We start from the raw sequence: 12,041 nt of genomic DNA, 5'->3' as shown, positions 1-12,041 counted from the left end.
GAAAATCCTGAGTCGCCACGAATTCCTTGGGAACTTTTCGATCGTCAATTTGTCCAATTTGCAGATCGATGCGTCCCGAGAATACCCGGAGTCCATACAAGAGTGCTTGGATCGTTGGGGGCATGACTCCAGGAAAGAAGGGACATTCCTGGAACCATCGGGTTCAAATTTGGCAGGTTTTCTTGTCGAATTGTCCGGATGGAAGCGTCATCGGGATAAGAGGGACGAAAACGTTTTGTTTCTGGCAAACCTTTGTCCCGGTTCGACGTATTATCCCTGGAGAGCGCTGAAAAGCGGTGAGCCTCTTGCTCGTGGCGCATAATGTGCTAGAAGACTTGACGCGAACCACCGCTGTTTGACGATCTCCAAGAGGTGGTTGTGATTCCGCCAAGACCTTTGGGGGTGTTGGTGACGACCCGGTCAATCATTGTTTGATCCCGGATCCTATTTGAAGAGTGACTATCCAATCGAGACTGGGTTTGTCACAACGCTTTCGAAAACCGCGGGTCCGTCGGTCCGATCTCGGGAACCGTTGATCCGCTTCGACGTACACCTGGAGGTGTAACATGGCCCGCAAAGATTCCCTACTCCGCCTTCACTCGCGACTGGTCGCCCGTCGCGATGCGCTCCGCAAAGCCCTCAACGGGGACATGGATAGTTTCCGGGAGTTCGCCAAACTCAATACCGTCGGCGATAACGTCGACGCTGCCGTCGATACCGCCAACGATGAGATCTCTTCGCAGCTCGTCGAGATTGAAAGCCGCGAACTTGGCCAGATCGAGCACGCCCTTCAGCGTATCGTCGAAGGGAATTACGGTAAATGCGAATATTGCAACGGTAAGATCGCAGAGGCTCGCCTGAATGCGCTGCCCTACACCAATAGCTGCATCGATTGCCAACGCGAGAACGAGCGGAACGGCCAGGCCTTCGGTTCCGGGGTCGACGACCATCGCTGGGCCAAGATCTATGACAAGCCCAGCGACGATCATGACCACGACTCCGAGATCAATCTCAGCGATTTCGAGATGGACCTGAGCGAGTCGGGCCGCTAATCCAGCCCGTCCATTCGGTCCATCCTCCTGGAACCGCGAAGGCCGTCGGAAACATTCCGACGGCCTTTCTCTTTTTTCCGAGGCCAGATCATTTCGCCCATGTCCTCGTTGATGTGCAAGGGGCCGAACTTACTCTCGATTCTCAAACTGAGAACGACGTCATCAAACTGAGACGCGTTTCTGGCCGTTAATTGCCCGACGTGACCAATCGCTTCCCAGGAGATGCGGATCTCTGTCGGCTTCTTCTCGTTCGTGAAAGAGGACTCCCCCCTGGCGCGTTGTGGTTCCTCTCGAATACCGGCACGAAACCTTGCTAACCCATAGACCTCAGAATTGGTGTAAAAGCAGGTGGAATGGGATCTGTGGTGAGACTTTGTATTTCCATTTCATGGGTTCCTGTTGCGAATGCCGAATCTGTGATAATGCCTGCCGTTCGCATGGTTACGGATCCGAGCCCGATTTTTTTTCGCAAACATTCCATTGTGAGAAGATGAGGAGATCTCAAGAGGCGGATGGGTCGGAAAGCCTGGCGAGCCTGGGTCATCGAGTGAGGAAACCACATGTCGAAGGAATTCCGGTTCGCTTTTTTCTGTCCTTGTGATAGAATGAACCCGTTGAAAATATAGGAGGGTTCTACCCTACCGGCTTGAGGCCGAGATCCTACCTCGCGAGCCACCTGCCCGTTGGTCTCTTTGCGCTTGCTTCTTTTTCCGCGTCCGGTTCCCGGATGCGGACCCCTTGGCGCGACAAGGCCGACTCACGCAAGCCGCGTCCGCATCAACGGACGACCGTTCGGGTTGTACCGTCCGCGCCGCAAGTCGGGGTAACCAAGGAGCTGAGTTTGCAGACGACGACGAATGATTCCCAAGATTCCGAGTGCCAGGTTTCCGAAGGTTCTGTGAGCTTTGAAAGCCTGGGCGTGAGTGCGGTGACTCTGAAAGCATTGGCCCGCAGCGGGTTCAAAGATCCGAGTCCGATTCAGAGCCAGATGATTGCCCCGGCCATCGCCGGCCGCGACTGCCTGGGCAATGCGCCGACGGGGACTGGCAAGACGGCCTCGTTCCTGGTTCCGATCCTCGAGCGTACCGACGAGCGTGAGCGACGGCCCCAGGCCCTGATCCTGGCTCCGACCCGCGAGCTCGTGATCCAGATCTGCCGCGAGTTCGAGAAGCTCTCGTTCGGGCGCCGGCTGCGAGCGGTGGCGGTCGTCGGCGGCGAGTCCATCTATCGCCAGCAGCAGTTGCTGGGTGCCGGCTGCCAGCTCGTGGTGGCCACCCCGGGACGCTTGATGGACCTGATGGCCCGTCATGCCATCCGGCTCGACAAGGTCCGCATGGTCGTCCTCGACGAGGCCGACCAGATGCTCGACATCGGCTTCCGGCCGGCCGTCGAGACGATCCTCAAGGCGGTGCCCGAGACGCGGCAGACCTTGCTCCTCTCGGCCACGATGCCACGCGAAGTCCGCGATCTCGCCGGCACCTATCTCAATGATCCGGTCGATGTCCGCCTGATCCGGGACAATGAAGACGCGACCATCCCGGCCATCAAGCAGTCGTACATCATGGTGTCGGCCGAGCGCAAGTTTGAGTTGCTGGTCAAGCTGCTCCGTCGCGAGCAGGCACCTCGGGCGATCGTCTTCTGCCGCACCAAGCGCGGGGCGGATCGCGTGGGCACCCTGCTCCGCGCCGAGGGTATCTCGGCCGATACGATGCACGGCAACCTCAGCCAGGCTCAGCGTAACCGCGTCCTCCAGGGCTTCCGCGGCGGCCGGCTGACGACCCTCGTCGCCACCGATGTCGTGGGCCGAGGCATCGACGTCCGCGGCGTCTCGCACGTCGTGAACTTCGACCTTCCCGAAGACCCCACGCACTACGTCCACCGCATCGGCCGAACGGGCCGGATGGGTGTCGACGGCGTCGCCTTCTCGCTCATCCTCCCGGATCAGGGCAAGCTGCTCGACCAGATCGAGCGGAACATCTCCCGGGCGCTCGAGCGTGACGAGGTCGAGGGTGTCCCGACCCTGCCGCGTCCGGTCTTCCGTCCTCAGTCTCGCCAGGGGTTCCGCCCCGGTGGCCCCGGCCGTCCCGGTCGCTATCCCAAGCGTGGCGGCCCGTCGCACCCGGGCCTCCGTCGCCGTCGGGATCGCGAGACGCAGGGCGTCGGCCGCGGTTGATTTCGGGCTGAGGCCATCGTGAAGTCATTCGAGGGGATCGTCGCCAGCACTGGCGACGATCCCCTTTTTGCGTTCCTTGCCACTCGTGGCAGGGGGTTTCAGGCCTCGATCTTCCTGGGGCCCGCCTCGCGGATCGCAGGCTCGACGTTCTGGAATCGGGCGAAGTTGGAGACGAACCTCTGCGCGAGCCGGACCGCCTGGACGTCGTAGTCGGCGGGGTTCGACCAGGCACGCCTCGGGTCGAGGATCTCCGGGGGTACGCCCGGGCAGGTCCTGGGGAAGTCGAGCCCGAAGATCGGGTCGACCGCGTGATCGGCCTCTAGCAGGACGCCGCCGAGGATCGCGTCGACGAGGGCCCGGGTGTACGGCAGCGCGATCCGGCGGCCTCGCCCCCCTCCTCCGCCGGTCCAGCCCGTGTTTAGGAGCCAGGCCGGGACGTTGTGCTTCCGCATCTTGGCCCCGAGAAGGTCGGCGTAACGTCGGGGTGGGAGGGTCATGAACGGGGCGCCGAAGCAGGTGCTGAACGTGGCCGCCGGTTCGCTGCCGAGGTCGCGTTCTGTCCCCGCCACCTTCGCCGTATAACCCGAGAGGAAGTGGTACATCGCCTGCTCCGGGGTGAGCCGAGAGACGGGCGGCAGAACGCCGAAGGCGTCGCAGGTCAGGAAGATGATCTGCTTCGGGTGAGACCCGCAACCGCCGGGAACGTGGTGCGGGATGGCCTCGAGCGGATAGGCCGCTCGCGTATTCTCGGTGAGCGAGGCGTCGGCGAAGTCGGGAATCCGGGTAACCGGGTCGAGGACGACGTTCTCGAGCACGGTGCCGAACCGGATCGCGTCGAAGATCTCGGGCTCGTTCAGGCGATCGAGCCTGATGCACTTGGCGTAGCAACCCCCTTCGAAGTTGAAGACGCCGTCGTCGCTCCAACCGTGCTCGTCATCGCCGATCAGGGCGCGGAGAGGGTCTGCCGAGAGCGTGGTCTTCCCCGTACCCGAGAGGCCGAAAAAGAGCGCCACGTCGCCGTCGTCCCCGACATTCGCCGAGCAGTGCATCGATAGCACGCCTCGGAGCGGCAGGAGGTAGTTCAGGATCGAGAAGATCGACTTCTTGATCTCCCCCGCGTACTCGGTCCCCCCTACGAGGACGATCTTCCTCGCGAAGTTGATGATGATGAAGACCTCGCTGCGGGTCCCGTCACGCTCGGGGACCGCGAGGAAGCCCGGTGCCGCCACGATCGTGAACTCGGGGTGATGGGACGCGAGTTCCTCGGGGGTCGGCCTGATGAAGAGCTGTCGGGAGAAGAGGGCGTGATAGGCCCGCTCGCAGACGACCCGGATCGGGAGTCGATAGGCGGGGTCGGCGCCCGCGAAGAGGTCCTGCACCCAGACGTTCTTCCCCTGGAGATAGGCCAGGACTCGCTCATGCAGCCGGTCGAACAACTCGGGGTCGAACGGCTGGTTGACGTCTCCCCAGTCGACCTCCGCCGAGCACGACCCCTCGCGGACGATGAACTTGTCCTTGGGGGATCGGCCGGTGTACTTCCCGGTCCTGAAGACCAGGGCCCCCTGGTCCGAGAATTCCCCCTCGCCGAGCCGGGCTGCCTGCTCGACCAGGGTTGCCTGCAATCCGTTCCAGTGCTGTTCCTTCAGGCCCCTGAAACCCTGTGCTTCCAGGGTGAGCCGGCCTGACGGATTCGACGAAGCCGTGTCGAAAGGTACGTTCATCGGGCTGGATCCGCGGGTTCGATCGAGCGCAGCGATTACGCCGTGGAAATGATGGGATTCCCTCCTTCGTAACACGCTCCGGCTTGCACCGACAAGACGAGCACCGGAATCAAGGCCGAACTCGCCCGGCGGGACGCGCGAGCGAATTCGCATCATTTTTCGCATCCCGATTGACGGAACCGACGCATGGTCGCGGCGGTTCAGAGGCCAGAAGGCTCGGGAGTGGCGGGCTCGCGCCCCTCGGCCTTGATCCAGCGGGCGAGGCGATCGACGAGGCGGTCGCCGAGGTCGTCCCCGGGGCCGAGGGTCTCTGGGGCCTGCCCCGGCCTGACGACATGCACGGTGTGCTGGCCGGCCCTGAGGGTCTGGAGGTCGTTGGCGACCGTCGCGTCGGCGCGATTGACGAGGCAGGCGTCCTCGGCCTCGCGCATGAGCTCCGCCTGGCTCACCCCCGAGAGGAGCTTGAACCCGACGAGATAGACGTTCGGGGCCCAATCGCGCACCGAGCGGATCACCTTGGGGACGTGCCGCCCCTGGATGAGCAGGGTCTCGGCGTCGGAGTCGATCTTGCCGAGGAACGGCTCCGGCTCGAAGTCGGAGACGGCCATCGCGAGCATCGCCACGTCGATCGACTGGGTTTGCAGCACATGGCGCAGGGTGTTCGCGTACTCGGCCACCGTCCCGACCCGGAGCGGGACCCGATGGAGCCGCGACCTGACCCCCTGGTATTCGTCGCGGAGCCTCTCGAGGCGGGCCATCTCGGCCTCAGGGTCGGGAGTCTCCAGGTCGAAGCGGGCCGAGCGTTGATAGGGCAGGAGGGCCGAGGGCGCGTGGATGTGCCAGACGTCGGCCCCCAGGCGCAGCCAGGCCTCGCTGATCATCGCGGAGAAACGGCCCGAGGACACATTCGTGATCGAGCGGACGTCGTCAATCGGCGCGATCGTCCCGCCGCCGGTCACCACCACGTTCATCCCGGCCGATTCTCCTCTCTTGCGTGATCCTACCCCGGCGGCTAGGTTGACCTGGGTCCAACCATTGATTGGCCAGGTCCGCCTTTTTTCTCTTCCGTCAAACGCCACCGACGAATCGCAAACCGATGCCGACCACCATCCCGCACGACTCCACCGCCCGCGAACTCTTCGAGGAAATCGCGAGCTGGCCGATCTTCGACCCGCACTCGCACATCGATCCCCATCGCCCGGCGGCTCGAAATTTGGACGAGGTGCTCGGCTACCACTACTATACCGAACTCGCCCACTCGGCGGGGATGCCGATCGACCGGGTCTCGGCCGACCTGGACCCGAAAACGCGATCGCGCAACCTTTCCGAGTTCCTGGACCGGATCGACAACACCGTCCAGTACTCCTGGCTGCTCGAGATCGCCAAGACCTTCCACGACTTCCCGCACGAGCGGATCACCCCGCAGAATATCGGCGAACTCTACGACCGGGCCGAGCGGTCGGCCCAGGGCGCCTCCTGGGATAAAGAGGTTTGGAGCAAGACCAACCTCGAGGCCGTCTTCCTCACCAACGAGTTCGACGACCCCCTCGAAGGCTGGGACACCAGGGCCTACGTCCCCTGCCTCCGGACCGACGACCTCGTGCTCAAGCTGCATGAGCCGACCACCCTCGAGCGTCTGCGGAAGACGTCGGGCGTCGACGTCGTCGACTACACGTCGCTCCGACTGGCGATCGGCCAGGTGTTCGAGCGGTTCGTGGAACGCGGGGTCCGGGCCTGCGCGATCAGCCTGCCCCCCGACTTCATCCCGCAGAAGGCGTCCCCCAAGCGAGCGGTGACGCCGATCCGGCGTGCCCTGCACCACCTCGATATCCGTCCCGACGAACATGACGAGATCCGCAAGGTCGTCTTCTGGACGATTGCCGAGTTCTGCGCCGACTACAAGCTGCCATTCGACCTGATGATCGGGCCGATCCGCAATATCTACCCGGCCGGCGTGGCCGGGGGGCGCGACCTGTTCGACCGGAGGGTGAGCCTGGCCGACTATCGGGAGCTGTTCAACCATTTCTCGAACGTGACGTTCCCGGTCTCGACCCTCTCCCCCGACGCCGGGGCGGAGTTGGTCGCCTACGCCTGGATCTTCCCGAACGTCGTGCCGAACGGGCACTGGTGGTACTCGAACATCCCCGCGTTCATCGCCGACGACCTGAAAGCTCGGCTCCAGGCGGTCCCGAAGACGAAGCAGGTGGGATACTATTCCGACGCCTACAAGCTCGAATTCGTCCTGCCGAAATTCAATATGTACCGGCGAGTGCTGGCCGGCACGCTGGCCCAGGAGGGCGTCCGAGGCCAGGGATGGTCGATCGACCGGGCCCTGGAACTGGCGCGCCTGGTCCTGCTCGACAACCCGCGCCGGATATTCAGTCGCGAGGGGACGGAAAAGCGTCCTCCGATTTGACCGGCCGGGGAACGCGGGTCATGATTCAGCATGAGCGTGTCCGAGCCCGCGCGCCGTCGCGATTCGGCCGGACCGGTTCTTTCTCGGGATTCGGGGAACTCTAATACAGGTCCCCACCCCTAGGGCTGGCACCCATGACTCGAACGCGTTTCAAGACGGCTGTTCGCGCAACCCTGGGCCTGGGGTTCGCCATCGCGATACCAATTTCGGCCTCGGCCCAGGTCGGGCCGGGCCTCTCCTCGGGCAGCGGCTCGGGCACGGGCACCGGCTATTCCTCCGGGGTCCAGAATAACACCTCCGGCTCGGTCTCCGGTGTCGGCCCCGGGCCAGCATCCAGGCCCGGCTCGATCGAGGGGATCCCTCGCCTCCGCCCCGGCGATATGAACTCGCTACCCCCGGGCTTCAGCGTCCCGTTCGGCCCCGGCGTCGACACGCGGTTCCCGGACGACACGACGCTCTTCCCGTTCGTCCCCGAGACTGAAGGGGCCTCGGCCAAGTATCCCAGCGAGCTCGCCAGGATCACCGCCAAGGACCTCGAGCGCGTCGCCCAGATCAACGACCCGGCCGAAAAGACGCTGACCTATCAGCGCATCGGCGCGGTCTCGATCTTCACGAATCAGCTCGGGATCGCCCACCAGGCGCTCGGCCTGGCCGCCGACTCGGCCTTCCAGATCCCCGACCCCCTGATCCGCGACCTCCGGATCATGTCCATCATCTACACCCTCGACCACCTCAGCGAGGCGCACCTCCGCGAAGGCAAGGCCGACCAGGCCACGCCGCCCCCCCCCCAGGGTGACGAGCCCCCCGTGCCGATCCCGACGCCGACCCCCGGCGCCACCGATCGCGTCACCCTCATCAACCGGGCCGAGGTCGAATGGCGACGGGCCGCTTACCTGGCCTCGAGGATGAGCAACCCCACGTACAGCAATGAAATGCTGTATCGGGTCGTCGACAGCCAGTCGTTCGGGAGCCAGAGCGTCGTCAACGAGTTTCCCCGCGACGACGCCGCGGAAGGCGCCCCGAAGGACGGCAAGCCCTCCTCCAGCCAGGCCGTGCTGAAGCGGGCCGACGAGCTGCTCGTCAAGGCGGCGGAGATCGCCGCGACGATCAAGCGACCCGTCTGGCGCGACCGGGCCCTGGTCGCCGTCGCCCACGCGGCCGCCCTCTCACGGCAGTTCCCCCGTGGGGTCGAGATCGCCATGCGGATCCCGCAGCCGGAGGTGCGGACCGACGCCCTCGTCCGAATCGCCGAGGCCCAGGCTCGGGCCAAGGACGCCGGCGCGACCCGCACGTACCAACTCGCGGCCGAGGCCGTCGCATCGATCCCGCTCGAAGACCCCCGCGCGGTCCTCACGGGCGTGCTGATCGACAACCTGATCTCGGTCGGCCGCTTCGAGGACGCCCGCAGTACGGTCTCCCTCTACAAGGACGAGTACCGCCAGTACAAGGCCCTCGGCTCGATCGCCGAATCGCAAGGATTCCGAGGCGCCGCCGAATCGGCCCTCGCCTGGATCCAGAAGGAAGTGCCCCAGGATCATCAGCCGGCCCTGATCCGACGCGTCCGCTTCGGCGTCCTCCAGGCCGTCGAGCAGAACCGCAACCGCGACCTCTCGACCAACCGAGGCGCCGGGACCGGCGAGTAAAGAAACGCCCCCTCCCGCAACGAACGCAACAGGGCCCCGATGGCCGAGCCAACCGCTCGCCCATCGGGGCCCTTGCCTTTTCGAACCTCTGCTCAAGATTGCGGGAAGAATTGAGTATAACGCGATTTCATCGCCCTGATGCCCGCGTGGAAGGCGTGGATGTCGAAGCCGACGACGAACATCTGGCAGCCCCAATCCCGCATCTTCGCCGCGTATTCGGGGCCTCGGGGGACGATGCCCCAGGGCCTGCCCGCATCCCTGCACGCCCTGGCGATGCCCTCAATGGCCTCGTGGCAGCGGGGGTTGTCGAAGTCGCCGGGGACGCCGAGCACCTGGCTGATGTCGGCCGGTCCGACGAAGATGACGTCGATGTCGCGGATCGAGGCGATTTCGGAGATGGAGGCGATGGCGCTCGCGGTCTCGATCTGGACCCCGACGAAGGTCTCGCGATTCGCCTTCTCGACGTACTCGGTCATGGGCATCAGGCCGAACCGGCCGTCGCGGTTGCCCCCGTTCATCCCCCGCTCGCCCCTCGGATAGAACTTGGCCCAGCGCACGGCCTGCTCGGCGTCGGCGGGGCCGCGTACCATGCTCACCATGACGCCGCCGGCCCCGGCCTCGAGCGGCCGCATGATCGAGGCGTAGTCGGTCGCCGGCAGGCGGACGAAGTTGTCCAGGCCCACGGCTTTCGCCGCGAGCGTGGCGACCTCGATGTCCTTCATGCCGATCCCGGCGTGTTCCGCGTCGAGCCAGAGGCCGTCGATCTCGCCATGCTCGCCGAGGACCTCGATCAGCTTCGGGCTCAGCAGTTGCCCGAGGCCGAACAGGCGGACGAGCTTCCCTTCGGACAAAAGTTCTTTGATCTTCGGCATATGCCTTCCCCCAGGACGGCGAATGGCTCACAATGATTCTGTGAATGCACTCAGGATGGCCGGCCCCGGACAAATAACCCGCGTCCCTGGGCCTTCGCCAATCCCGACCCCCAGCGGTTGAACCTAAACGGTCTGGCGGTCGGCACCAAGAAGATTCATCTTCGGAACCGTCGCCCGCGCGCAACGAGGCAGATCGCGCCATGACCCGAAATGAGCTGGATCTCGACGTCCGGACCTTCTTCTTCCAGATGCTGGCCATTAACTTTTTCCTGGCCCAACTCCTCATCTGGCTCCATTTCCCCCATCACGGGCAGCTCGGGCAGCGGATCCTGCTCGCCCTGTTCACGATCCCGATGGCCATGTTCCCCGCCCTCCTGACGGCCGGCCTGATGACCCTGGCCGCGGCCCTCTTGGTCCGGATCCTGATCCGCCCGCTGGTGGATCGCTGGCTCCGGCCGGTCGTCGACGACGCGCAAGGGGCGTTCCACCTCGCGCCGAGCGAGTGGGTCATCGAGGCGAGCCCCGCGCGTTGGAAGAAGGGGTGGCTGTGGATCCCGGGCCTGCTGGTCCGGACGAATCAGAAGGTCTGGTTTTTCCCTCGCGCATTCGAGGTCGAGGCCTGGTCCTGCTTGCTTGTCTCGCCCCGGGATGTTGAACTTGAACCCGGCCTCAAGGCCGCCTGGGGATACATCAAGAACTGGCCGGATCGGGTCGTCGTCAGGGTCGCCGACGATTCGCCCGCCGTTTTCGCGGTCCCCGAGCCTCATTCCGTCTCGCAATGGCTGAAGCCCTCGCAGGCCAAGGTCGCGCACGCCGTCCGATCCTGACCCAAGATCCAGGACTAGGTAGGAGTTTGCCATGCCCTCTCCGTTCACGGTGATCGTGACCGACTTCCTCGATGAGACCACCGTCGAGGGCCCGATCCTCGCCGACATCGCGCGGATCGAGTTGCTCGGCGCGTCCCGGGAAGAAGATATGGTCGGACGCGTGAGCGAGGCCGATGCCATCCTCACCTTCCACGAGCTGCCCCTCATCGGCGAGGCGACCTTCTCGCAGGCCCCGCGTTGCAAGGGGATCGTGCGGGCGGGTGTCGGCTACAACAATGTCGACCGCGTCTCGGCCGCCCGCCACGGGATCGTCGTCTGCAACGTCCCGGACTACGGCACCGAGGAGGTGGCCGACCACGCCATCACGTTCCTGCTTGCCATGGCCAGGCGTCTCGTCCCCTGCCACCTCGACATCAGGGCGGGCGGCTGGGACTACCGGACGGCCACCGGCACCCCCAGGCTCCGCGGCAAGACCATCGGCCTGATCGGCTGCGGGCGCATCGGCACGGCCACGGCGCTCCGGGCCAAGGCGTTCGGTCTCGACGTCGTCTTCTACGATCCGTACGCAGGCCAGGGCCTCGATAAGGCCCTCGGCATCCGGCGCGTTTACCAGCTCGAGGAACTCCTCGAGCAGAGCCACTTCGTGAGCCTCCACTGCTACCTCGACGACTCGACCCGCCACCTGATCAACGCGAAGACCCTCGCGGCCATGCGCCCGGGGGCCTACCTGATCAACACGGCGAGGGGCCCGATCGTCGACCAGGAAGCGTTGCTCGAGGCGCTAGACTCGGGCCAGGTCGCCGGCGCGGGGCTCGACGTGGTCGAGCGCGAGCCGCTGGATAATGACCGGCTCCGGACCCACCCCAAGGTCCTGCTCACGGCGCATTCCGCCTTCTACAGCGTCGAGGGATTCGTCGAACTGCGGACCAAGGCGGCCCAGGAAATCCGCCGGATCCTGCTCGGCGAGGCTCCCCGAAACCCCGTCTCGCTTTGAAGTTGCATCGCGAAATCCGCCTCATGCCTGGGGGCCTTTGCAAAGTCCCCAAGGTCGCCCGGTGGAACGACCGAAATAATTTTTGAATTCGCGCGAACCACCAGCAAGGATAGGATGTCTATGCTCGCAACACGGGGGATGACTCTCATACGGTCATCGCCCCGTGTGATAAACGACCTCCGGGCGTGTGTCCCGGGGGTCACGAGGTAAAGAGAGCCTTAACCGTTCTCCCAGACTCGTTAATGCCCGGGGACGCATCTAAGTCCCCACTGCGACGGCCGTCCTTCGAGATGAGGGATGGTCCGACCGGCGACCTTGGTCGCCGCGCTCTTAGTCGCCTCAC

At 64.7% G+C, this 12,041-nt stretch carries 9 protein-coding genes; 6 read left to right on the top strand and 3 right to left on the bottom strand.

Annotated elements, in window-relative coordinates; translation table 11 throughout:
- The first annotated feature begins 566 nt into the window (after window positions 1–566).
- Window positions 567–1,052, top strand: a complete 486-nt coding sequence (locus ACOYYX_RS08610) for a TraR/DksA family transcriptional regulator (protein ID WP_422929522.1) — start codon at window positions 567–569, stop codon at window positions 1,050–1,052.
- A 988-nt stretch (window positions 1,053–2,040) separates the two neighbouring features.
- Window positions 2,041–3,225: a DEAD/DEAH box helicase gene (locus ACOYYX_RS08605; RefSeq protein ID WP_422929521.1), complete on the top strand. Its 1,185-nt coding sequence runs from the start codon at window positions 2,041–2,043 to the stop codon at window positions 3,223–3,225.
- Between the two features lie 98 nt (window positions 3,226–3,323).
- Here ACOYYX_RS08605 and pckA read toward each other — a convergent pair whose 3' ends face one another.
- Entirely contained in the window at window positions 3,324–4,946 is a 1,623-nt protein-coding gene (pckA, locus tag ACOYYX_RS08600) for a phosphoenolpyruvate carboxykinase (ATP) (protein WP_422929520.1), read from the bottom strand.
- A gap of 200 nt (window positions 4,947–5,146) precedes the next feature.
- Entirely contained in the window at window positions 5,147–5,917 is a 771-nt protein-coding gene (locus tag ACOYYX_RS08595; RefSeq protein ID WP_422929519.1) for a phosphopantothenoylcysteine decarboxylase, read from the bottom strand.
- Between the two features lie 125 nt (window positions 5,918–6,042).
- Here ACOYYX_RS08595 and ACOYYX_RS08590 point away from each other — a divergent pair, with 125 nt between their 5' ends.
- Both ACOYYX_RS08590 and ACOYYX_RS08585 read left to right on the top strand, forming a co-directional pair.
- Window positions 6,043–7,362 carry a glucuronate isomerase gene (locus ACOYYX_RS08590; protein WP_422929518.1) on the top strand — a complete coding sequence of 440 codons (1,320 nt, stop codon included), beginning with the start codon at window positions 6,043–6,045 and terminating at the stop codon, window positions 7,360–7,362.
- A 134-nt stretch (window positions 7,363–7,496) separates the two neighbouring features.
- Entirely contained in the window at window positions 7,497–9,005 is a 1,509-nt protein-coding gene (locus ACOYYX_RS08585; protein ID WP_422929517.1) for a hypothetical protein, read from the top strand.
- 92 nt (window positions 9,006–9,097) lie between these two features.
- Here the strand turns inward: ACOYYX_RS08585 and ACOYYX_RS08580 are convergent, their stop codons facing one another.
- On the bottom strand, window positions 9,098–9,877 hold the full coding sequence (locus ACOYYX_RS08580; protein ID WP_422929516.1) for an HpcH/HpaI aldolase family protein: 780 nt from the start codon (window positions 9,875–9,877) through the stop codon (window positions 9,098–9,100).
- A gap of 200 nt (window positions 9,878–10,077) precedes the next feature.
- Here ACOYYX_RS08580 and ACOYYX_RS08575 point away from each other — a divergent pair, with 200 nt between their 5' ends.
- Together ACOYYX_RS08575 and ACOYYX_RS08570 are read left to right on the top strand one after the other, a co-directional pair.
- On the top strand, window positions 10,078–10,704 hold the full coding sequence (locus ACOYYX_RS08575) for a hypothetical protein (RefSeq protein ID WP_422929515.1): 627 nt from the start codon (window positions 10,078–10,080) through the stop codon (window positions 10,702–10,704).
- 31 nt (window positions 10,705–10,735) lie between these two features.
- Window positions 10,736–11,698: a C-terminal binding protein gene (locus ACOYYX_RS08570; RefSeq protein WP_422929514.1), complete on the top strand. Its 963-nt coding sequence runs from the start codon at window positions 10,736–10,738 to the stop codon at window positions 11,696–11,698.
- The last annotated feature ends 343 nt before the right edge of the window (window positions 11,699–12,041 follow it).

Source organism: Singulisphaera chitinilytica, from assembly GCF_049331405.1.
In the GTDB taxonomy this organism is placed as follows: Bacteria; Planctomycetota; Planctomycetia; order Isosphaerales; family Isosphaeraceae; genus PoT.
Note: the sequence above shows the minus strand (reverse complement) of the source record. Positions and strands in the feature narration are given on the sequence as shown.

Excerpts from the sequence above, each read along its gene's own strand:
- ACOYYX_RS08590 (WP_422929518.1), top strand. The coding sequence starts at position 6,043 with ATGCCGACCACCATCCCGCACGACTCCACCGCCCGCGAACTCTTCGAG.
- ACOYYX_RS08585 (WP_422929517.1), top strand. The coding sequence starts at position 7,497 with ATGACTCGAACGCGTTTCAAGACGGCTGTTCGCGCAACCCTGGGCCTG.
- ACOYYX_RS08580 (WP_422929516.1), bottom strand. The coding sequence starts at position 9,877 with ATGCCGAAGATCAAAGAACTTTTGTCCGAAGGGAAGCTCGTCCGCCTG.
- ACOYYX_RS08570 (WP_422929514.1), top strand. The coding sequence starts at position 10,736 with ATGCCCTCTCCGTTCACGGTGATCGTGACCGACTTCCTCGATGAGACC.
- ACOYYX_RS08595 (WP_422929519.1), bottom strand. The coding sequence starts at position 5,917 with ATGAACGTGGTGGTGACCGGCGGCGGGACGATCGCGCCGATTGACGAC.
- ACOYYX_RS08605 (WP_422929521.1), top strand. The coding sequence starts at position 2,041 with ATGATTGCCCCGGCCATCGCCGGCCGCGACTGCCTGGGCAATGCGCCG.
- pckA (WP_422929520.1), bottom strand. The coding sequence starts at position 4,946 with ATGAACGTACCTTTCGACACGGCTTCGTCGAATCCGTCAGGCCGGCTC.
- ACOYYX_RS08610 (WP_422929522.1), top strand. The coding sequence starts at position 567 with ATGGCCCGCAAAGATTCCCTACTCCGCCTTCACTCGCGACTGGTCGCC.
- ACOYYX_RS08575 (WP_422929515.1), top strand. The coding sequence starts at position 10,078 with ATGACCCGAAATGAGCTGGATCTCGACGTCCGGACCTTCTTCTTCCAG.